Annotated in this window: 28 protein-coding genes; 22 read left to right on the forward strand and 6 right to left on the reverse strand. The window is 36.2% G+C overall.

All coding sequences use genetic code 11. The features are described from left to right. Position 1: 1 nt before the first annotated feature. The 8 genes from U9M49_RS15015 to U9M49_RS15050 all read left to right on the forward strand — a co-directional run bounded on the left by U9M49_RS15015 (position 2) and on the right by U9M49_RS15050 (position 6,098). The gene (locus U9M49_RS15015) at positions 2-1,150 is read left to right on the forward strand and encodes an ABC transporter substrate-binding protein (protein ID WP_095370024.1); all 1,149 of its coding nucleotides are present in this window, start codon (positions 2-4) and stop codon (positions 1,148-1,150) included. Between the two features lie 30 nt (positions 1,151-1,180). After that, positions 1,181-2,056, forward strand: a complete 876-nt coding sequence (locus U9M49_RS15020; protein ID WP_095370023.1) for a branched-chain amino acid ABC transporter permease — start codon at positions 1,181-1,183, stop codon at positions 2,054-2,056. Positions 2,057-2,071: 15 nt separating this feature from the next. After that, entirely contained in the window at positions 2,072-3,049 is a 978-nt protein-coding gene (locus U9M49_RS15025; RefSeq protein WP_095370022.1) for a branched-chain amino acid ABC transporter permease, read from the forward strand. Then, on the forward strand, positions 3,021-3,794 hold the full coding sequence (locus tag U9M49_RS15030) for an ABC transporter ATP-binding protein (protein ID WP_095370021.1): 774 nt from the start codon (positions 3,021-3,023) through the stop codon (positions 3,792-3,794). The genes U9M49_RS15025 and U9M49_RS15030 overlap by 29 nt, the downstream gene beginning before the upstream one ends. After that, the gene (locus U9M49_RS15035) at positions 3,787-4,497 is read left to right on the forward strand and encodes an ABC transporter ATP-binding protein (RefSeq protein ID WP_095370020.1); all 711 of its coding nucleotides are present in this window, start codon (positions 3,787-3,789) and stop codon (positions 4,495-4,497) included. Before U9M49_RS15030 ends, U9M49_RS15035 begins: the two co-directional genes overlap by 8 nt. A gap of 349 nt (positions 4,498-4,846) precedes the next feature. After that, entirely contained in the window at positions 4,847-5,416 is a 570-nt protein-coding gene (locus U9M49_RS15040; RefSeq protein ID WP_157733756.1) for a TetR/AcrR family transcriptional regulator, read from the forward strand. 26 nt (positions 5,417-5,442) lie between these two features. After that, the gene (locus U9M49_RS15045) at positions 5,443-5,787 is read left to right on the forward strand and encodes a DMT family transporter (RefSeq protein WP_095370018.1); all 345 of its coding nucleotides are present in this window, start codon (positions 5,443-5,445) and stop codon (positions 5,785-5,787) included. Continuing rightward, positions 5,787-6,098, forward strand: coding sequence for a DMT family transporter (locus U9M49_RS15050; protein ID WP_095370017.1), 312 nt, complete (start codon positions 5,787-5,789; stop codon positions 6,096-6,098). The genes U9M49_RS15045 and U9M49_RS15050 overlap by 1 nt, the downstream gene beginning before the upstream one ends. A 44-nt stretch (positions 6,099-6,142) precedes the next feature. Here the strand turns inward: U9M49_RS15050 and U9M49_RS15055 are convergent, their stop codons facing one another. Beyond that, entirely contained in the window at positions 6,143-6,979 is an 837-nt protein-coding gene (locus U9M49_RS15055) for a phytoene/squalene synthase family protein (RefSeq protein WP_322910064.1), read from the reverse strand. 376 nt (positions 6,980-7,355) lie between these two features. Between U9M49_RS15055 and U9M49_RS15060 the strand changes: the two genes are divergently transcribed. Both U9M49_RS15060 and U9M49_RS15065 read left to right on the forward strand, forming a co-directional pair. Beyond that, positions 7,356-9,086, forward strand: coding sequence for an ABC transporter ATP-binding protein (locus U9M49_RS15060; protein ID WP_322910065.1), 1,731 nt, complete (start codon positions 7,356-7,358; stop codon positions 9,084-9,086). Next, positions 9,076-10,896, forward strand: a complete 1,821-nt coding sequence (locus tag U9M49_RS15065; protein WP_416337100.1) for an ABC transporter ATP-binding protein — start codon at positions 9,076-9,078, stop codon at positions 10,894-10,896. The genes U9M49_RS15060 and U9M49_RS15065 overlap by 11 nt, the downstream gene beginning before the upstream one ends. Before the next feature lie 66 nt (positions 10,897-10,962). On the opposite strand, the gene U9M49_RS15070 is transcribed toward U9M49_RS15065, so the two are convergent. After that, entirely contained in the window at positions 10,963-11,091 is a 129-nt protein-coding gene (locus U9M49_RS15070) for a YfhE family protein (protein ID WP_095370014.1), read from the reverse strand. Between the two features lie 241 nt (positions 11,092-11,332). Between U9M49_RS15070 and U9M49_RS15075 the strand changes: the two genes are divergently transcribed. The 3 genes from U9M49_RS15075 to U9M49_RS15085 all read left to right on the forward strand — a co-directional run bounded on the left by U9M49_RS15075 (position 11,333) and on the right by U9M49_RS15085 (position 12,305). After that, positions 11,333-11,719, forward strand: a complete 387-nt coding sequence (locus tag U9M49_RS15075; RefSeq protein ID WP_322910066.1) for a hypothetical protein — start codon at positions 11,333-11,335, stop codon at positions 11,717-11,719. 1 nt (position 11,720) lies between these two features. Beyond that, on the forward strand, positions 11,721-11,939 hold the full coding sequence (locus U9M49_RS15080) for a hypothetical protein (RefSeq protein ID WP_322910067.1): 219 nt from the start codon (positions 11,721-11,723) through the stop codon (positions 11,937-11,939). Positions 11,940-12,170: 231 nt separating this feature from the next. Beyond that, the gene (locus U9M49_RS15085; RefSeq protein WP_267892247.1) at positions 12,171-12,305 is read left to right on the forward strand and encodes a hypothetical protein; all 135 of its coding nucleotides are present in this window, start codon (positions 12,171-12,173) and stop codon (positions 12,303-12,305) included. Positions 12,306-12,341: 36 nt separating this feature from the next. On the opposite strand, the gene U9M49_RS15090 is transcribed toward U9M49_RS15085, so the two are convergent. After that, complete coding sequence (locus tag U9M49_RS15090; RefSeq protein ID WP_307317995.1) at positions 12,342-13,253, reverse strand: TIGR01777 family oxidoreductase; 912 nt, start codon at positions 13,251-13,253, stop codon at positions 12,342-12,344. A 102-nt stretch (positions 13,254-13,355) separates the two neighbouring features. On the opposite strand from U9M49_RS15090, the gene recX reads away from it, so the two are divergent. Beyond that, a complete protein-coding gene (recX, locus tag U9M49_RS15095) occupies positions 13,356-14,165 on the forward strand; it encodes a recombination regulator RecX (protein ID WP_307317993.1) in 810 nt (269 codons plus the stop codon). Between the two features lie 15 nt (positions 14,166-14,180). Next, positions 14,181-14,507 (forward strand): YfhH family protein, encoded by a 327-nt coding sequence (locus tag U9M49_RS15100; protein ID WP_095370010.1) that lies wholly within the window; start codon positions 14,181-14,183, stop codon positions 14,505-14,507. Positions 14,508-14,540: 33 nt separating this feature from the next. Here the strand turns inward: U9M49_RS15100 and U9M49_RS15105 are convergent, their stop codons facing one another. Then, positions 14,541-14,699 (reverse strand): YpzG family protein, encoded by a 159-nt coding sequence (locus U9M49_RS15105; protein WP_095370009.1) that lies wholly within the window; start codon positions 14,697-14,699, stop codon positions 14,541-14,543. A 19-nt stretch (positions 14,700-14,718) separates the two neighbouring features. After that, complete coding sequence (locus U9M49_RS15110; protein WP_095370008.1) at positions 14,719-14,889, reverse strand: small, acid-soluble spore protein K; 171 nt, start codon at positions 14,887-14,889, stop codon at positions 14,719-14,721. Between the two features lie 121 nt (positions 14,890-15,010). Here U9M49_RS15110 and U9M49_RS15115 point away from each other — a divergent pair, with 121 nt between their 5' ends. Then, positions 15,011-15,280 (forward strand): YfhJ family protein, encoded by a 270-nt coding sequence (locus U9M49_RS15115; protein WP_095370007.1) that lies wholly within the window; start codon positions 15,011-15,013, stop codon positions 15,278-15,280. Between the two features lie 77 nt (positions 15,281-15,357). On the opposite strand, the gene U9M49_RS15120 is transcribed toward U9M49_RS15115, so the two are convergent. Continuing rightward, positions 15,358-16,338 (reverse strand): metal-dependent hydrolase, encoded by a 981-nt coding sequence (locus tag U9M49_RS15120; protein ID WP_095370006.1) that lies wholly within the window; start codon positions 16,336-16,338, stop codon positions 15,358-15,360. 86 nt (positions 16,339-16,424) lie between these two features. On the opposite strand from U9M49_RS15120, the gene mutY reads away from it, so the two are divergent. The 6 genes from mutY (at position 16,425) to U9M49_RS15150 (ending at position 21,743) form a co-directional block, all read left to right on the forward strand. Then, on the forward strand, positions 16,425-17,531 hold the full coding sequence (gene mutY, locus U9M49_RS15125; RefSeq protein WP_322910068.1) for an A/G-specific adenine glycosylase: 1,107 nt from the start codon (positions 16,425-16,427) through the stop codon (positions 17,529-17,531). 75 nt (positions 17,532-17,606) lie between these two features. Then, a complete protein-coding gene (fabL, locus tag U9M49_RS15130; protein WP_095370005.1) occupies positions 17,607-18,359 on the forward strand; it encodes an enoyl-[acyl-carrier-protein] reductase FabL in 753 nt (250 codons plus the stop codon). Positions 18,360-18,444: 85 nt separating this feature from the next. Next, on the forward strand, positions 18,445-18,600 hold the full coding sequence (locus U9M49_RS15135) for a gamma-type small acid-soluble spore protein (RefSeq protein ID WP_224935696.1): 156 nt from the start codon (positions 18,445-18,447) through the stop codon (positions 18,598-18,600). 164 nt (positions 18,601-18,764) lie between these two features. After that, entirely contained in the window at positions 18,765-19,031 is a 267-nt protein-coding gene (locus U9M49_RS15140; RefSeq protein WP_307317986.1) for a YgaB family protein, read from the forward strand. A gap of 261 nt (positions 19,032-19,292) precedes the next feature. Further along, the gene (locus U9M49_RS15145) at positions 19,293-19,823 is read left to right on the forward strand and encodes a DUF402 domain-containing protein (RefSeq protein WP_095370002.1); all 531 of its coding nucleotides are present in this window, start codon (positions 19,293-19,295) and stop codon (positions 19,821-19,823) included. Between the two features lie 171 nt (positions 19,824-19,994). Then, entirely contained in the window at positions 19,995-21,743 is a 1,749-nt protein-coding gene (locus tag U9M49_RS15150; RefSeq protein WP_095370001.1) for an ABC transporter ATP-binding protein, read from the forward strand. Positions 21,744-21,797 lie beyond the last annotated feature (54 nt).

Here is a 21,797-nt window from a genome sequence, read left to right on the forward strand (position 1 = left end):
AATGAGAGGTTTAATGAAAAAATTGGTAGGATTTACAGCGCTTTCAAGTGTGCTTTTTTTAACCGCATGTGGAGGCGGCGGTAATGAAGAATCAAGTGGTACTGAAGGAGGAGAGGTTTCAGCAGACGTTGGAGTGGTCTCCTTTTTAACTGGATCAGGTGCTGCATACGGTGAAGCTATACAAGGTGGTTTAAAGTTAGCTCAGGAAGAAATAAATGCAAAAGGTGATGTGAAAATCAATCTAATCTTTGAAGATTCAGCAGGTAAGCAAGACCAAGCCTTAACTGCTGCTCAAAAATTAATTAACTCAGATAATGTAACAGCAATTATTGGTCCGACACTTAGTACAGAAATGAATGTCGTTGGACCAGAAGCAGACTTAAGTGGTGTGCCGATTATCGGAACGTCTACAACTGCTGAGGGGATCCCTCAGATTGGCGATTATGTTTTCCGTAATTCTATTCCTGAAGCGTTGGCTATTCCTGCATCAATGCAACAAGCAATAGACAAATATGATGTGAAGAAAGTGGCTATTCTTTACGGGAATGATGATGTGTTTACAAAGTCTGGTTATGACACGATGAAGAAAACAGCTGAAGAAATGGGACTTGAAGTCTTAACGACAGAAACGTTCCAAAAAGGTCAATCGGATTATAATGCCCAATTAACGAAGATTAAAAATTTGAATCCCGATTTAATTCTTGCTTCAGCGCTTTATAACGAAGGGGCAGTCATTATGGACCAAGCACGGAAAATGGGGATTGATGTTCCGTTTGTTGGTGGTAACGGATTCAATTCTCCGGAAGTTATCAATATTGCCGGTGAGTCTTCAAATGGGTTGATAGTAGCAACACCATGGTATAGCGAAAAAGAAGATGAAAAGGTACAGGAATTTGTGACGAAATTTGAAGAGGAACATGGTCATGTTCCAGATCAATTCGCTGCTCAAGCCTATGACGCATTATACATTCTAGCAGATGCACTTAAAAATGCCGGAAGTTCAGATCGTGATGCTGTAAGAGATGCATTAGCAAAAACAAAGGATTTTGAAGGAATTCTCGGCAATTTCTCTTTTGACGAAGAGGGCGATGTATTAATGGACCCTACGGTGTTAGTTATTGAAGGAGAAAAATTCGTTGAATTTAAGTAAGAAGAAAAATGTGTTAGAAGGTGAGACACCGTGTTAATAGAACAATTAATTAATGGACTAACATTGGGCAGCATTTATGCAATTGTTGCCCTTGGATTTACTTTAGTATTTGGCGTTTTAGGTATTATCAATATGGCACATGGCGAGATCTTTATGTTTGGAGCATTTATTGGAGTAATGATTACATCGACATTAAATGCGCCTTTATGGGTTGCTTTTCTGGGTGCAATCATCATTACGGCTATTATGGGTTACTTATTAGAGAGGTTTGCTTTAAGACCGTTAAGGCATAAACAAGGTGTATCACATCTAGCCCCACTAATAAGTACAATAGGTGTTTCTATTCTTTTAGAGAACTTATCACACCATCTTTTTGGTGCAGGGAATCATCCATTTAGAACAAGCTTTGCTGAAATCAGTTTTCAAATAGGATCAATCACCGTTTATTTAGTACAAATCGTTATTTTCGTCATTTCTATCGTGTTAATGCTCGTATTAACATTTTGGTTAGGTAAAACAAGAGCTGGAAAGGCATTAAGAGCCACGGCAGAAAATCTAGAAACGGCGAGTCTCTTAGGTGTGGATACGAAAAAAACCATCCTGATGACAGTAATCATTGCTTCAGCCATGGGTGGAATAGCTGGTATATTGGTCGGAATGGCTTTTAACTCAGTAACGCCGCAGATGGGTCTATCAATGGGCTTAAAAGGTTTAGCGATTATCATTCTTGGCGGAATGGGCAGTGTGAGAGGAGCCATGTTCGGTGGCCTCATTTTAGGATTAGCGGAAACCTTCATCGTTGTATACGGAGATTCAGGCTATCGAGATGCTATTGCATTCTTAGCTATTATTATTATTCTTCTCATTCGGCCTCAAGGGTTGTTTGGCCAGAAAATTTCAACGTAAGAAGGTGAACGCAGGATGCTAGCAGAATTAATTAATCCGTACTATTTACAAGTAGGTTGCTTTATTTTAATTAATATTATTTTAGGTATCAGTGTATATATAACACTATCAACAGGACAGTTATCATTGGCGAATGCTGGTTTCATGGGAATTGGCGCTTATACATCAGCACTATTAACGATTCATTTTGAGTTGCCTATTATCATCGGTATTATCATCGGTGCATTAGTTGCCGCTTTATGTGGAGTACTTATTGGTATTCCAACATTAAGGCTTCAGGGTGTTTATTTAGCCATTGTAACCTTAGGTTTTGGAGAAGTTATTCGTGTGATTTTTGTCAATTGGGAAAGCGTAACGAATGGCTCAGTAGGTATATCAGGAATCCCTCATATAGGAAGAGAAATACTGAAAACATTACAAGGATTTGGTTTTCAACCGAGCTCTATTGGATTACAAAATAATCAATTTATATTTTTAAGTATTTTTATCCTTCTGTTATTAATTACCATTTTTGTGATTTGGTTTTTCAGAAGACAGCACCAATCAAGAGTGGGAAGAGCTTTTGCTGCTATCAAATTAGATGAAAAAGCTGCGGAATCAATGGGAATCAATATCACTTATTATAAGGTTTTAGCCTTTGCACAAGGTGCACTTGTTGCCGGTTTTGCCGGGGCAATGTATGCTCATATACTTGCTTATATTAGCCCTGCCGATTTTGCCTATCATCGTGCGGTTGAAATTTTAATCTTTGTTGTGTTCGGTGGTAGTGAAGTGATTTGGGGTCCAATATTCGGAGCATTCTTCTTAACATTAATGCCTGAGGTGCTAAGGTTTATTAGCGAGTATCGTTATATGATTTATGGACTGATTATCATTATTATGATGGCTGTCCGCCCACAAGGACTTATCGATGTGCCATTATTGAAGGCTTTAAGTAAAAAGGGTAGAAAAAGGGGGCAGAAGCATGGTACTGGAAATCACAAAAGTATGTAAAAATTTTGGTGGATTAAGTGCTTTGACTGATGTTACCTTCTCAATAAATGAGGGAGAAATATTTGGTTTAATAGGCCCTAATGGTGCCGGTAAAACAACGATGTTCAATTTGATTACGTCTATGTTTACACCAACTTCAGGACAAATTACTTTTAAAGATGAAGATATTACAACGATGAAATCACATAACATTACCGAAAAAGGGATATGCCGAACGTTTCAAAATATCCGTTTATTCCCTGAAATGTCGGCCCTTGAAAATGTCATGGTCGGGCAGCATTCCCGCACTCGCTCAGGTGTGTTAAAAAGCGTCTTTCGTACAGCTTCACAAAAGAAAGAAGAAGCAAAAATAAAAGGTATAGCAGAAGAACTTTTAGACTTTGTCGGATTATCTACTTTTTCTGATGTTACTTCAGAAAATCTCGCCTATGGACAACAAAGGCGGCTCGAGATTGCACGTGCACTTGCTAGTGAGCCAAAAGTACTCCTGCTTGATGAACCGGCAGCTGGTATGAATGAGACTGAAACAAGCGACCTGTTTGATTTAATTAAGAAGATTCAACAGAAGGGCATAACGGTTTTAATTATTGAACATGATATGCCACTTGTGATGAAATTATGTGATCGCATAGCTGTATTAAACTTTGGCAAGAAGATAGCAGAAGGTACTCCGATTGAGATACAGAACCACCCAGAAGTAATTGAAGCTTATCTCGGTAAGGAGGAGGAAGATCAATATGCTTGAAGTTAGTGGTATTCATGCCGGTTATGGGAAAATTCAAGTGTTAAAAGATGTATCGCTAGAAGTGGAAGAAGGAACGATTGTCACCATCTTAGGGGCAAATGGCGCTGGGAAATCAACCACAATGAAAAGTGTATCCGGATTATTAAAACCTTCGGCAGGGAAGATCTCTTTCCTTGGTGAAGATGTAACGGGGTTACGCCCTGATCAGCTCTTAAGAAAGGGTATTGCCCTCGTTCCTGAGGGGAGACAGATTCTTGCAGGCATGACAGTGCTAGAGAATTTAGAAATGGGTGCTTATCATAGGAAGGATACGGAGATAGACTCAGATTTAAATAAAATGCTCGAGCGCTTTCCTATTTTGAAGGAACGAGAAAAGCAGCTTGGGGGAACATTATCTGGTGGTCAACAGCAGATGCTTGCAATTGCTCGTGCGATTATGAGTAGGCCGAAATTGTTGCTATTAGATGAGCCTTCAATGGGATTGGCTCCACTTGTTGTTGCCGATATTTTTAAAATCATTAAAGAGATTAATCAATCAGGAACGACTGTATTGTTAGTAGAACAAAATGCGAGACAAGCTCTGAAAATCTCAGATAAAGGTTATGTGCTTGAAACTGGAAAAATGGTTGCAAGTGGTAATGCAACAGAGTTATTAAGTGATGCGCGTATTATGGAAGCGTATCTTGGAAAGAAATCAAGTTAAACTAATGTAGTTCAACTTAGCATATAATCACATCCGAAGACTAGAGGAGATCGTTTAAAAAACGGTCCCTCTGGTCTTTTTATTTTGTGAATTTGTCTCAGTTTGATATTTGTAGTGATTATTGTCAATTTATAAAAACAAGTGACAATAAATTGGAAGCGAGATGAAAAAGGAAATTTGGAGATAATGAGAAGGTGGGGCTTCATAGGGGTTTGAGGAATTGATCAATTTCTGTAAGGCAAGATGGGCAATAATTGAAAGTGAAGTAACCAAATGTCATTATTGACTTTCATATTATCCTGTGAAATAATCTACCTAACGGTCGTTAGTTGAAGGGGTGTGATAATTGGTGAGTGCAGAACTTATTCGTGATGTTGCGCTAGTCCATTTCGCAGATAAGGGATATGAGGGAGCATCTTTACAGGATATAGCCACAGATGTAGGTATTAAGAAACCGTCGATATATGCTCATTTTAAAGGAAAAGATGACTTATTTTTACATGTTGCAAACTATGTGTTTCAGCAGGAAAAGCGGAAGATGATTACCTTATTTGCTTCGAGGAAAGATCATTCATTAGAAGAGAATTTAGTTTATTTTTTTGATTGGATTGTCGAGGAAAACAAGCATAACGAGCATGCAAAATTCTTACTGAGGGTGTCTTACTTCCCTCCAGCGAAACTTTATAATGAGTTAATGCGAATAGTCAATCCATTCTTTGCAGATATGGAACGGTTGTTAGCAAAATATATGAGGAAACACTCGAGTGAAGAAAATGACCAAAAGAAGTATCTAAAGGAAGCACTTGCTTATATTACGATTGTTGATGGTGCGGTTATTGATCTTATTTTTAATGGAGAAGACAGCTATTACAGAAGAGTTCGTGCTATCTGGCCGATATACTTTAAAGGCGTACAATGATAAACAACTAGAAAGAAGGGGTATAGATGACTAGGCATTGGTTACTTGTATTTTTAGCAGGCGTGTTAGAGGTTGGTTGGGTTTCAGGATTAAAATATGCTCAAAACACACTGGAATGGATTGCTACTGGAATTATAATTACATTAAGTTTTATAATATTAATTCTTGCTACGAAGCATTTACCAGTAGGAACTGTTTATGCAGTATTTGCTGGTTTAGGTACGGCGGGTACAGTAATAGTAGAAATGGTCGTTTTCGGGGAGCCATTTAAATTGATGAAAGTACTATTAATTATTATGCTTCTAGCAGGTGTGGTCGGGTTGAAGTTATTATCTGACCGTGCACCGGTTGAGAAAGGAGGATCTCAATAATGTACTGGATTGCCTTAGTTGTTGCAGGGTGCTTTGAGGTTCTCGGTGTATACCATTTGAAGAAAGTAGCTGATAAGCAATGGAAATCTATTATTTTCCTTGCTTTATCATTTGCGATCAGTTTTTCTTTACTTTCATTTGCAATGACGGATATTGCTATGGGTACTGCTTACGCTATCTGGACTGGAATAGGTACCGTTGGAGCAGCGATAGTAGGAATGGTCGTTTTTAATGAACCGAGAGAATGGAAAAGACTTGTTTGTATTGCGCTTATCTTAGGCGCAGCAATTGGATTAAAATTAATCTCCTAGATGTTAAAATAAAAGGCAGCGAAGTTTACAGTCGCTGCCTTTTATTATGATGTTTTCTTTATTACTTTATTAACAGTTTCATTTACTTCATCACGAGTCATTTTTTCTCGACCGTCTACTAACGCTTTTAATGTTCCATGGGCAAGTGAAAGTGGTATTTGACAGAAATTCACGATTGTCTCTGTCTCGATACTCGCTACGTATTCGTCAGCTCGAGATAGATTTTTATGCGCATAATCAAACATATCGTCTAGGCTATAACTATCTGGGAAAAAGCTTACACCGCGTTCTGCATCTTCTTTATAATTTCTTAAAATGTTAACAGCTTGAAGTCCACGACCGAAACCAATTCCAAGCTCTTTATCAGCTTCAGTTCCGTCATACCATTTCCATATGTCGGTTAACATCACACCAACTAATCCAGCAACTGTATACGTATATTGATCAAGGTCCGCTTCTGATTGTATTTGCCAATCTTTATCAACCCAATCACCCATCCCAGATGCCATGATTGCAGTTGACTCAACTACTTTTACTCTAATTTCATCTGGACAGAAAGAAATCCAATCATATAGGCGAAGAGTAACTTCTGGTAATTCGTTTTCAAATGGCTTGAACATCTCAATAAAGGTTTCTTTATTGTATTGAGCGGATTGAAGGACGTCACCGATATTATGCAATAGTTTGCTTTTTAAAGCTGGTTCCAAATCAGGATGATCTTCAATTTCATCAATTGCGCGCATACAAAGGTAAGCAGATGCAACGGTTTCTCGTAACTCTGTTACTAATAAGCTGATTGGAATGAAAAAAGTACGGCTTGTCTCCCTTAATGTTTCAATAACATCATTATGTAATTGTTGGTCGTGATTCGTATTTTTCACCTTTTATCGCATCCTTTAGTTTTATAATTATAAGTAAGTTACTTTTTTAACCATTTTGAGAATACAATACACATGACATGATGCATGTTAGTATATGGATTACAAAGAAAATTTAGTCGTATAGTTAAAAAATCCCTTATGATTGAATAATAGGTTAAATGCTTAGTAAGCATTGAAAAATGTTCAAGGTAAGTATGCTAAATTGTGTTAAAAACGAAGAACAACTTTTGAAAAAGTCAATGTTCTCTACCTCTAAAAATTTTAACATAACATTAAAGAAATAAAAATCAGAATGAATTATTTAAAAATTATGTAAAAAGGTATATGATAGTTCATATCTATTTAGTTAAACGAAGTATTAGTTTGGGGGAAAGCTATGACAAAGATACTCAAATTTATTAAACCTTATCGAGTCGCGGCATATATTGCATTAATACTTATGCTTATTGAGTTATCAGTTGAATTGCTTCAACCATTATTAATCGGCAAAATTATTGATGAAGGTATTCTAAATAATGATATGAGTGTGGTCCTTTATTGGGGAGGTATGATGCTCCTACTATCATTAATTGCCTTCTTCTCAGGGATTACAAACTCATATTATGCAGCCTTCGTTGGACAAAATTTAGGATTTAGTATTCGAAAGAAACTAATGAAAAAGGTGCAATCTTTTTCATTCACCAACTTTAATACCTTTCCTCACGCATCCTTGATTACAAGAATGACTAATGATGTGACACAAGTGCAAAATATCGTGTTTATGGGCTTAAGAATTATGTTAAGGGCTCCTTTACTCATTATAGGTAGTCTTATATTAGCTGTCCTAGTGAATTGGCAGTTAGCGCTTATTTTTCTAATTACCATACCGGTTGTAGTGATCTTCCTTGTTATTGTGATGACTAAAGGCGGTAAGATGTTTAGGTCTGTTCAACAAAAACTGGATACAGTCAATAATGTCATGCAGGAAAGTTTAATAGGATTAAGGTTGATTAAAGCGTATAACCGCAGAACTCATGAAGTAAAAAAGTTTATGAATGTAAGTAATAACTTAAAGGAACAAACAGCAAGCGCTCTAAGATTAATGGAAGCAGCTATGCCTGCATTACTATTCATAATGAATGTTTGTATTATCTTTATTTTATGGATCGGTAGAGAACAATTGCAAGCGACAAATATAGAAGTGGGGGAAGTCGTTTCAATTATTAATTATGCTACGAGAATGACTACTGCCTTTTCAATGTTTTCATTCATCATTATGGCTTTTTCGAGAGCGCGTGCTTCATCTGAACGGATTGTTGAAGTACTTGAGGCGAAGATTGATTTAGAAGATGAAGAAGATGGCAAAAGCCTTGAGCAGTTAAAAGGAGCGGTTACATTTGAGCATGTCTCATTTAGGTACCCAGGGATGTCTACATATGTCTTAAAAGATATTAGTTTTCATATTCGTCCAGGAGAAACTGTCGCTATATTGGGTAGTACAGGTGCTGGTAAAAGTTCTATTCTACAACTTATTCCTAGATTATATGATCCTACTGAAGGTGCAGTTTATGTGGATGGTATGAATCTGAAAGATGTTAAAATGGATGATTTACGAAAGAGAATTGGTTTTACCCCTCAAGAGTCCATCTTATTTAGTGGTACAGTGGAAGAAAACTTAGCATGGGGTAAATCAGACGCGACTTTATCTGAAATGAAAGCGGCGGCACAAGACGCGCAAATACATGAAACCATTACTGATTTAAAAGATGGCTATGAAACAAAATTAGGACAAAAAGGAATTAATCTATCAGGAGGTCAAAAGCAAAGATTATCGGTTGCTCGTGCTTTAATTAGAAAGCCTAATATTCTCATATTGGATGATAGTACGAGTGCTTTGGATTTACAAACAGAGTCCAAAGTATTGGATGCGATTGATAAATATAAATGTACTTTATTCATTGTCACACAAAAATTAAGTACGGCCAAGAGAGCGGATAAAATTATGCTTATAGATGATGGAAAAATCATTGAAGAGGGAACACATGATCAATTGATGAATACGTCTACTCTTTATAGAGAAATAGCGTATTCTCAGTCAGAACAGGGGGCTATGAATAGTGTTTACTAAAATAATGGCCCCATTTAAACAACCAAAGATACATAATCAAATAAATAACGATAGGAACAAAAAGCAACGTAAGCCCAATGACTTCAGTGCTGTCATTAAAAGAATTTGGTCTTACCTTGCAATCTATAAAATACGGCTATTATTACTCTTTTTTATGATTGTCATTAGTTCAGCGATGTCTTTACTTGGTCCCTTTTTAGTAGGAATAACAATAGATACTTTTATAGAAGAAAATGAAGCGGTTGTTTTCGTTTGGTTATTACTAGGTTTACTTGTAACTTATATCGTTCAATCATTGTCACTATGGCTACAAAACTATTGGATGATCGGTGTGTCTCAAGATACAGTATTTAATATGCGCGCAGATTTATTCCAGCAAATACACCGCTTACCTGTAGCTTTTTTTGACAAAAGACAACTTGGTGAATTGATGAGTAGGATTACAAATGATATTGAAAATGTTAGTGCGACTTTAAATAGTTCAATTATCCAAATCATATCTAGTGTTTTCACACTCGTTGGTACGATTGCAGTCATGTTATGGTTGAGTCCGTTGCTAACAATTCTAACTCTTTTAATCATACCGATGATGTTCTATGGAATGAAATGGATTACGAAGCGAACAAGTATGTTGTTTAAAGAGCAGCAAAAAAACTTAGGAGAAATGAATGGCTTTATTGAGGAATCTATTTCTGGGCAGAAATTAATCAAAATGTTTTCACAAGAAGAGAAAGTGATGGATGATTTTTTGCATAAAGCAGAAAACCTAAGAATTTCTGGATTTTGGGCACAAACATTCTCAGGGTTTATTCCTAAGTTGATGCATTTATTGAATAATTTCAGCTTTGCCGTCATTGCTGCGATTGGCGGGATACTCGCATTAAACGGTGGAGTGAGCATTGGCACAATTGTTGTTTTTACCGAGTATTCTCGACAATTTACAAGACCACTCAATGATTTAGCCAATCAATTTAATACGTTATTATCTGCCATTGCTGGAGCTGAAAGAGTTTTTGAGCTGATTGATGAAAAAGATGAATTAACGAGTGAAAAAGATAAGCAGATGCTTGAAAATGTAAATGGTGAGGTTATTTTTGATAACGTGTCGTTTACTTACGGGGAAGACAGAGAAATACTTTCCCATATATATCTTGAAGCCCGTCCAGGTGAGACTGTTGCTCTAGTAGGTCCAACAGGCGCAGGTAAAACAACCATAATTCAACTTATTAGTCGTTTCTATGAAGTGAGTAAAGGGAGAATATTATTAGATGATCGTGATATCTCCACAATACATAAAGAGAGCTTACGATCATATATGGGCTTTGTTCTGCAAGATTCCTTTCTTTTTCAAGGGACCGTTAAGGATAATATCCGCTATAGTCATCTTGAGGCAACGGATGAGGATGTTATACAAGCTGCAATGAAGGCAAATGCTCATTCATTTATTATGAAATTACCACAGCAGTATGACACGACTTTGAGTTTTAATGGCAGCGGGATTAGTCAAGGACAGAAACAATTAATTAGTATCGCCCGTGCTTTTTTGGCACAACCAAAAATTTTAATTTTAGACGAAGCTACGAGTAATATTGATACGGTTACAGAGGTGAAGATTCAACAAGCATTACAAAAGTTGATGATTAATCGAACATGTTTTGTCATTGCCCACCGGTTAAATACTATTCAAAATGCGGATAGAATCTACGTATTAAAAGATGGAAAAATAATAGAAGAGGGTACACATCAATCATTGCTGAAAGAAAAAGGTTTCTATCATCAATTGCAAAATAGTAAAGAAAGAAGTGGTTAATTAAAGATGCCAGTACATCAACCTTGTGTTTGATGTACTGGCATCTTTTTTGATGAGAAAATAAATCTAATGTCTTTGCTGAAGGGGGTTTTTGGCTGCACGATCAGCACGTTTAAATTCTTTTGCATATGTAACTTCTTGCATGCTTGAAAGACCACTAAAGCTCCGTTCTTTCCTCTTTTTATCATTTGCCATAACATTCACCCTTTCTTATTAGTAGTAAACTTTATTAGATTGCCCTATTTTCACGAGTACCATACGATTGAAGTAAGAGATGAGGAAGTAAATAGAGAATAAAGTGTTCGAGAAGGGGAGAGAATCGCGAAAGTGTTGGCTTTTTAGAAGGGAAAGAAACTGAGAGTGTCGCAAGAGGAAGAATAGCCTTCCTGTCGTCCTTAGAGGAGAAAAAGGAGAACTGCAGACAAGCCGTGTATATGTGCAAAATGCAGTAAGAAAAGGGGGAGAACTGCGCGCAAACAGAAGATACGCGCAAAATGCAGCAAGAAAAGGGAGGGAATTGCGCGCAAAAAGTGGATACGCGCAAAAGACAGAAAGAAAAGGAAGAGAACTGCGCGTAAATGGTATATACGCGCAAAAGACAGAAAGAGAAGGAAGAGAACTGCGCGCAAACAGAAGATACGCGCAAAAGGCAGAAAGAAAAGGGAGAGAACTGCGCGCAAAACGAAGATACGCGCAAAATGCAGCAAGAGAAGGAAGAGAACTGCGCGCAAAACGTGGATACGCGCAAAATGCAGCAAGAAAAGGGAGAGAACTGCGCGCAAACAGAAGATACGCGCAAAAGACAGGAAGAAAAAGGAGGTGAATTGCGCGCAAAACGAAGATACGCGCAAAAGGCAGCAAGAAAAGGAAGAGAACTGCGCGCAAACAGAAGATACGCGCAAAAGGCAGTAAGAGAAGGAAAAGAACTGCGCGTAAATCGTATATACGCGCAAAAGACAGCAAGAAAAGGAAAAGAACTGCGCGCAAACAGAAGATACGCGCAAAAGGCAGAAAGAAAAAGGAAGAGGACTATACCTAAATAGATTTTAAATCCAAAAACACAAAAAATCGCGAAAAAGCAGTTTTGTATTAATTTCCATAGGAGTACAAACAATCAAAAAGTACTTTGCTAGCTTGAAATTTATACAGAAATTCACGAGAGTGAGGAAATAGGAGAAATCACCGTCCTCAGAAAAGAATCATGCCCCAGATCGTCCTAGGGAAGAATTTCTTCCCCGAAAAAGTTCAATTAACTTAACGGAGAAGCACGGCGAATGGATAAACGACCATTCTTAGTAGAAAAGTGGTTAAAAGAAAAAATCAGAGCAAAAAAAGTGAAAGAAATGGTCTATTTACGTAAACAAAAGATGCGTGACCACTCAAAAGAATCACTTATCTTCTGTATTTAATCAACAGAGTGTATTTGTGACATCAAAATATAAAAGCTACTTCTGATAAATATCTTCTAATGCTTCTTTTAAATGAGTAAAATGAAAAGGGTAATCATGACTCAGAAGCTTATTTGGTGTAACTTTTTGCCCTTCAGTTACGAGCTTACTCATTTCACCAAGGATAGCTTTTACTGCAAATGAAGGGACAGGTAGCCAATGTGGTTTATGGAGCACAGTGCTTAATGTATGGCCAAACTCATTCATGGTTACTGGGTTTGGAGCAGTAAAATTGACGGGACCTTCTATTGATTCATGTTCAATCATATAAACGATTGCGGAGATAACGTCATTAATATGAATCCAAGAAAGCCATTGATTACCACTACCAATTCTACCTCCAGCAAAGAGTTTATATGGAAGGGCCATCTTAGGTAACGCCCCTGCATTTTTATCGAGAATGATGCCAAAACGACAACATATCGTGCGTATATTCCAATCTTTTTCGGCAGTTTTTGCTATATCCTCCCAGTTTTTAACGACAGTACTTAAAAAATCCTCACCAGAATAAGGACTTGCCTCGTCAAATGTACGCTTTTCTGATGTGCCATAATAGCCAACAGCACTTGCATTAATAAGGGTGTATGGCTTTTCGTTTAGATGATCGATTAGGCGTATTACCTCATTTGTAGCATGCATTCGACTATGGTATATTCGTCTTTTTCTTTCTTCAGTCCAACGACCACTGTTGATTGATTCCCCAGCTAAATTAATGAGGACATCTATTCCTTCTAGCATTTCTTCTGGTTCATCCCCTTCATTTAACCATTGAACAAAGTGGAGACCTTGTTTTTCTTGCTTCTTTCCTTTATTTCTTGTAAGTATATAAACTTGGTGATTTTCTTGTAATAATTGGTCAGTTAGTTTTTGTCCAATAAAGCCCGTTCCGCCTGTTAAAGCAATTTTCATGTTGACCCCTCCGCAAAAATTCTCTTCTATTTCTAAATGAATTCAATGAAAAGTGGATTAAAACCTGTTTTTTTTGTGGTAAAGTTAAAGTGAGGTGAGGATATGCCTACAATTACTAAAATTACGATTCAAAAGAAAAATAAAGATCGCTACAATATCTATACCGACAGTGAGCATGGAGAGACGTATGCCTTCAGTGTGGATGAAGATGTGTTAATTAAATATAATATGAAAAAAGGGAAAGAGATTGATTCCTTACTCATCGGAGAAATTCAATTCCAAGATGAGATTAGAAAGGCGTACAATACGGCCATCCATTATCTTTCTAGTAGAATGCGTTCTGAATCTGAAGTTCGTACACATTTAATCAAGAAAGAGTATGCTGTTGAGTTGATAGATGAAGTGATCCATAAATTATATCAATACCAATTCTTGAATGATGAAGAATTCGCTATTGCATTTGTGAGAACCCAAAAGAATACGACAGATAAAGGTCCAAATATAATTAGACATGAATTGAAAGATAAAGGTATAGCTGAAAAAATCATACAAGATGTTATAGAACTATACCCAAAGGAAGAGCAAGTTGAAACAGCCATTTCTCTTTGTCAGAAATATACGCTTAAATATAAAAAAGATTCCTCAAGAATGATGCAACAAAAAATAGAGCAAATGTTAACGAGAAAAGGCTTCAGTTATGATATGATTCAGTTGGCACTTGAAGAAATACAATTAGATAAAGACGATGACGAGGAGATGGGAGCTCTGAAACGTCAAGCTGAAAAAATAAGTAGAAAATATAATCATGAAGAACCATTCATCTATGAGCAAAAGTTAAAGCAAGCGTTATTTCGAAAAGGGTTTCCTTTGCATTTAATTGATGCCTATTTAAAAGAAAATAAAGATGTATGAGGAGGTCTTTTTACTATGCAAGAAAAAAGGTATAGCCAATTGAGCGAATATGAGCTAAAACAAGAAATTGCTCAATTAAGAGAAAAATCTAGAAAAGCTGAGCAATTAGGAATGGTTAATGAATTCGCTGTACTGGAAAGAAAAACAGTGATGGCTAAGTCGTATTTGCTCAATCCCGATGACTTTATTACAAATGAAATATATGAAATAGAGGGAGATCCAGGCTCTTACTTTAAAATTGATTATATGAATGGCGTTTTTGCTTGGGGTTATCGCTTATCTGGAGATCAAGAGCAAGAAGCTTTACCGATTGCAATGCTCGGCAAGTTGAAAAATCTTTAAAAAGAGGATGACATTTATCATCCTCTTTCAGTGTTAAGGGGTTTTTTGTAAAGTTCGCTTGAGCTTAATAAGATTTTGCGTTTGTTGTGTCTCTCCATTTACTTGGTAATGTGCCTTTTTCGGATTGAAATGTCCGGATGCAAACGGACTGTTAAATTCGTTTTCACCAAAGATTTCTTTTTTGTTTACCATGTAAATTAACCCCCTAAGTTTAAAAATCAGTTGTATTGCTATTGCGATTTGATGATGCCTTCATCCGTTCCTGTGGCTGTGTTTGTATCGTTCCATCTGCTCTTTTGGAAGCAAACTCAGCTTTGGCACGTGGTTCACCGTCAAACTTATTGTGGTTCTGATTAGGGAAATGAGCGGCTTTATTACGCATCGTTTTTGCCTCATTTCTAAAAATATTTGCGAAGCGTCATTTATTCAACTTCGCCTATTCATTAGTATAAGCAAATACGTATTTCACACACGGAAAAAATAATTTGGAAGTAGGGTAAAAGATGAATGAATTTCAAAATAAACTTCTTAATCGTTTATTGGAAATAAATGATCAATTGTCTGTTCACATTGCCAGAACATGGATTGAATTGCTTTGGGAGGATTTTGAAGCGACCTATGCGAAGGCAGGAAAAAAATATCAGGGTGAAGAGATGACTGCTAAAGTAGTCAGCCAATGGATTGAAAATCATGGGGCTAAATTACATGAGTTTATCGCAAAAAATCCAAAATATAAGCATTTACTTGAGGAAGATAAAAATAAAATGAATTAAGCCATAAAAGAGAGCTCCCCCGTTCGTTAATAGGAGCTAATGGGGGAGCTTATTTGTTGTGTTTGCACATTTACTGTTTAATTTGTAATAATATCTAATTTCTTCTTCAATTTCTCCTCACTAAATATCCAGCCCGTATATGAGTTGATGATCGTTAAATCCTTGTCTAAATGGGCAACAGCAACAAATGGATAATATTCATTGCTACGATATCTTAAATCGATAAATCTAATTTCTACAATGTTTTCGATTGTCTCAATTTCCCATCTATATACTGGAGAAAAGGAAAGAAAGGCAGAGATATTCTTATCTTTCGTTGCTGCGTTAAAAATCGGTGTTTTTGGTATAGGTACACGCTTAAACTGATCAACAATACGAACTTGACCTCTAAGGGCGCGTCCAACAAAAAAGCTATCTTTATTTTTTATAGCAATTCTCCATTGGTTGTATTTCATAGTTGGTGATATAATGATTTCTGTTGCGTCAGGGATGAGCTTTTGAACTTTCGCTTCAACGGATTTCTTTGCAAAATAACGTAAAATATAATAAATAAATAAAATACAATAAATAACTAGGAATGTATATCCTGGGTCCATTCCGAATATCCACAGAAACAAGCCAAAGACGTGCATGGCAAAAATAAACGGATCAAATGTATTGATCATACCTAATGCTACCCATCTCGATGAAAATGGCCTTAAAGCTTGTGTGCCATAAGCATTAAAAATATCGACAAATACATGTAAAAATACAGCTATAAAGGTCCATAACCAAAGGTGAAAAAGATTTGTTTCCGGAAAAAATAAATAAATAACACCTGTTATTAGTAATGGCCATAGTATCACCGCTGGAATGCTATGAGTAACACCCCGATGATTTCTTATATATGAAGCGTTATTTTTTAATTTTAATATGGTATCGATATCTGGTATTTGTGATCCAATTATTGTACCGACCATTACACTTGCTGCTGTTATTGAACTATTGGCAACAACGGGGTCAAGTGTTGCAAGTCCTCCGAGCGCCAGTCCCATGACTACGTGAGTTCCGGTATCCAAAAGAGGAATTCCTCCTTTTTGTTTTTAATATTTTATTTAGTATATTCCCTAATTAACATAGTTTCAAATCATGGAGGTTAAAAAAAATGAACAATTCTCAACTAAAAGATAATCTTATAGATATTTATGCATTTCAACAGGATTTATTATCTTGGTTTGAAAAAGAGCAGAGAGACCTACCATGGAGAAAGGATAAAGATCCATATAAAGTATGGGTGTCTGAAATCATGCTCCAACAAACAAGAGTCGACACCGTTATCCCGTACTTTTTACGTTTTATGGAGGCGTTTCCTACAGTGAAAGATCTTGCAGAAGCGGAAGAAGAAAAGGTGCTGAAACTTTGGGAAGGTCTTGGTTATTATTCTAGGGCAAGAAATTTACAATCTGCAGTCAGAGAAGTACAGGAACAGTATGACGGAGTAGTACCTAACAATATTAAGGATATTTCTGCATTAAAAGGTGTTGGCCCTTACACTGCTGGTGCGATATTAAGTATTGCCTATGGCGAGCCAGAACCTGCAGTTGATGGCAACGTGATGCGTGTTCTTTCACGTATTCTCATGATCGAGGATGATATCGCTAAAGCTTCAGCGAGAAAAATATTTGAAGCAGCGGTAAGAGAGTTAATTTCTCATGACAACCCATCGTATTTTAATCAAGCTTTAATGGAGTTAGGTGCGCTTATATGTACGCCAACTTCCCCATCTTGCTTATTATGCCCAGTGAGGGATCATTGTCATGCTTTTTATGAAGGTAAGCAAGCGGAATTACCTGTAAAAACTAAAAAGGTGAAAAATAAGCATGTTCAGATTGCTTCCGCCATTCTCTCTAATAGTAAGGGGCAGTTATTAATCCGCAAAAGGCCAAATAAAGGATTATTAGCTAATTTATGGGAGTTTCCTAATGAAGAAATTCATCTTCAAATCGATTCAGATAAACAGCAACTCCAAAATCAATTATCTAAGTCATACGATACGCATTTGAAAATTAAACAGCGTATTGGTCAAATCGATCATGTGTTCACGCATCTTACATGGCATATCAATTTGTATGAAGGGGAAATTCATTCAGTAACCGAAACAGAAAATGTAAAGTTAGTATCCTTAGAAGACATAAAAAAATATCCATTTCCCGTCTCCCATCAAAAAATGTTCAAGCAGTACATGCAGTATAAGGGGATAATGGATGAATGAGATTGTCAATCATAACACAACAAGATAAAATGGGTACGATGGAAGAATTGAACATTGAAAGGAGCAAGTTTTTAGATGAATGAAGGAAAAGTTGCACTAATTACAGGAAGTAGCAGAGGCATTGGCAGAGCTACTGCATTGAGACTTGCACAAGAGGGTTATGATATTGTTTTAAACTATGCTCGTAGTCGTTCACAAGCGGAAGAAGTCGCTCGGGAGATCGAATCATTAGGAAGAAAAGTATTAACAATTAAAGCAAATGTCGGCGATAATGAAAAAATAAAATCAATGTTTGCGCAAATAGATGAAACGTTTGGCCGTTTAGATGTTTTCATTAGTAATGCTGCATCAGGCGTACAAAGACCTATCATGGAACTAGAGGAAACTCATTGGAATTGGACAATGAATATTAATAGTAAAGCGTTGTTATTTTGTGCGAAAGAAGCAGCTAAGTTAATGGAGAAAAATGGCGGTGGAAAGATTGTCAGCATTAGCTCACTAGGTTCTATTCGCTACTTGGAAAATTATACTGTAGTCGGTGTTTCTAAAGCTGCTGTTGAGGCTTTAACAAGATATTTAGCTGTTGAATTAGCACCGAAAAATATATGTGTAAATGCCGTATCAGGTGGAGCAGTGGATACAGAGGCATTAAAACATTTTCCGAATAGAGAAGAGTTATTAGCTGAAGCAAGTGAAAAAACGCCAGCAGGTAGAATGGTCTCTATTGATGATATGGTCAACTCGGTCATGTTTTTAGTATCTGATGATGCTAGCATGATTCGTGGACAAACGATAATAGTGGATGGTGGCATCTCATTATTGGTTTGATGTAATATTCGGAATATAATTACTTCGAAAAAAATGGATAATTCCTCTCGCTCTGGTTAAATTAATGAGCGTGGAGGTGATTAGGATGGCTAAAAAGCAAAATCAACAACAACAAAACCAACAACAATATAATCAAGAATTTGCGAGTGAAACAAACGCTCAAGAAGTAAGACAACAAAATCAACAAGCTGAAGCTAATAAGCAAAAAGCGAAAAACCAAAACAACCAAAATCAACAATAGTTCTTCATTAAAAGGCGCTCCTTTTTTTCAAAAGGGGTGCTTTTTTATATTTAGTCTTCTTTTATTTCGACAAAAGTTCTATCTCATCAACAATAATCTGCAAAGGAATCGATACAAAAAAGATAGAATAGTTTAGAAAAGACTTTAAAGGCTGGTGTATTTTTATGAATGAATTTCAAGCATTGGTTGAAGAACAAATGAAAACAATGGATCATTTACTTTATTTGCAAAGTGAAGTGGAGAGATGTCATGAACTTCAAAATGAACTTTCTCGTTTACGCTCTAGAACAGCTGTAAGCGATATTCACAGTGAGATCCAAAAAATGAATGATGAATTAGATGAAATAGTGGCTGTATTCGAACAGCAAACGAATGAAGTTGTGAAATTGTTTCGCAAACAAAATATTAAAAATGCAAAGATTATCGTTTAGTAAACATATGTTAAAGGCAAGAATGATACAATAGGATGAGCATTACATACCTAATTACTGCTGAATCTACCGACAATTAAGCTGTCTTTGTTTTAAAATTCATTTTTTAACGTTATAATAAATAGAAAATAGGATCTGCACTTTGTTACCTTTAATCATCAATCAACTTATCGGAAGCATTATAGAAGGTAATAAGTTTGAGAGGATGTCCTTTTTAATAAAAGGTTCCAAAGCTTCCAGAAAGGAAAGTAGGGGAAAAGAATGGCGGTACCCATAGAAGGTGAACCGGTACAAATTCATAGTTATAAACATAATGGGCACATCCATCGCGTCTGGGAAGAGTCAACAATCCTTAAAGGTACGCAAAACTTAATTATTGGAGCAAACGATCGTACAATGGTTACTGAATCAGATGGTCGAACTTGGATTACGAGAGAACCGGCAATCTGTTATTTTCACTCACAATATTGGTTTAATATTATCGGAATGCTGAGAGAAGATGGCGTGTACTATTATTGTAATTTAAGCTCTCCTTTTATTTACGATGGAGAGGCGGTTAAGTATATTGATTACGATTTAGATATTAAAGTTTTTCCGGATATGACGTTTAATTTATTGGATGAAGATGAATATGAGCGTCATCGGCAAGAAATGCGTTACCCCACACCGATTGATAAAATCTTGTGGGCAAATGTGGACAAGTTGATATTCTTAATCAGACAACGAAAAGGTCCTTTTGCACCGGATTTTGTGGATGGTTGGTATGAAAGATACTTAACTTACCGAAGATAAAATGTTTTATTTGCGCCTGTTGATATGATAAACAACAGGTTTTTATTTGGCATGAAAAATAAATGGTATTATCTTTACATAATGAATATCTAGAAGGCTTGAAGAAGAAATGAATCATGACAATCTGGATAGATTAAAAGATAAATGAACAAAAAGGGTGACAGGCTAAAATTGAACATAATTAAAAGATATATGCATTTTGTTAAGCCGTATCGCCTACAGATTTTCTTAACAATACTAATTGGTATTGTGAAATTTGCAATACCATTGTTAATCCCGCTGTTAATTAAATATGTAATCGATGATATAGTCGGAAATGATGCGCTTACACAACCTGAAAAAATGACACAACTTTTAACGATCATGGGTATGATGTTGATTATTTTTATAATTGTAAGGCCACCAGTAGAATATTATCGACAATATTTCGCACAATGGGTAGCGAGCAAGATTTTATTTGATATTAGAGATAAACTTTTTACTCATATTCAGAAATTAAGCTTTAAATTTTATGCGAATAATCGATCAGGTGAAGTGATATCTAGAATCATAAATGATGTAGAGCAAACAAAGAATTTTGTTGTTACAGGACTGATGAATTTATGGCTGGATATGGCCACCATTATTATAGCTGTTGCAATTATGTTTACGATGGATGTTAAATTGACGATTGTATCGCTTATTTTAATGCCGTTTTATGCATTAAGTGTAAAGTATTTCTTTGGAAATTTACGAAGGTTAACAAGAGATCGATCACAAGCTTTAGCTGAGGTTCAAGGTTATTTACACGAAAGAGTTCAAGGAATGGCCGTTATTAAAAGTTTTGCCACAGAAGATTATGAACAAAGAAATTTCACGAAGCATAACAGTAACTTTTTATCAAAGGCTATTGATCATACAAAGTGGAATGCGAAAGCATTTGCAGTCGTGAATACAATTACTGATATTGCTCCACTCCTAGTAATTGCTTTTGCTGGATATCAAGTAATACAAGGACAAATCACTTTAGGTGTTATGATGGCATTTGTAGCTTATATTGACCGTTTATATAATCCACTTAGAAGGCTAGTCAATTCATCGACAACATTGACACAAGCTATCGCTTCAATGGACCGTGTGTTTGAATTAGTTGATGAAAAATATGATATTGATGATAAAGAAAATGCTATCCCTTGTAGAAATGTAGCTGGCCATATTGAGTTCAAAGATGTTCATTTTAAATATAATAATGAAGATGGTGCTGTTCTTCGTGATATTAATTTAGATGTGAAACAAGGGGAAACCATTGCACTTGTTGGAATGAGTGGTGGAGGAAAATCTTCACTAGTTAGTTTAATTCCCCGCTTTTATGATGTTTCAGGTGGGCGAATATTACTTGATGGTGAAGATATTCGTTCTTTCCAAGTAAGAAGTTTACGAGATCATATTGGTATGGTACTACAAGATAATATTTTGTTTAGTGAATCAGTAAAAGCAAATATATTACTCGGAAAGCCTGATGCTAGTGATGAAGAGGTCATTAGAGCAGCTAAGGCAGCTAATGCACATGGATTTATAATGGATTTGCCTGAAGGGTATGAAACGAAAGTGGGAGAACGAGGAGTAAAGCTTTCCGGTGGGCAAAAACAACGAATTGCTATTGCACGTATTTTCTTGAAAAACCCTCCAATTCTTATATTAGATGAGGCGACCTCAGCATTAGACTTAGAAAGCGAACATCTTATTCAAGAGGCATTAAATGATTTGGCAACGGATCGAACGACGTTTATCGTCGCTCATAGATTATCTACAATCACACATGCCGATCGCATTGTTGTTGTTGAATATGGTGAAATTGTGGAGACGGGCTCACATGAGGAATTAATGGAGAGACAGGGTCATTATTATAAGCTTTTCCAAGTACAACAACTCGAATCGTAATTAGATGGTAACGCTAACGAAATCACATTCATGTAAAATTCTTTTTAGAATTTA

It is taken from the genome of Cytobacillus sp. OWB-43, assembly GCF_034651445.1.
In the GTDB taxonomy this organism is placed as follows: domain Bacteria; phylum Bacillota; class Bacilli; order Bacillales; family Cytobacillaceae; genus Cytobacillus; species Cytobacillus kochii.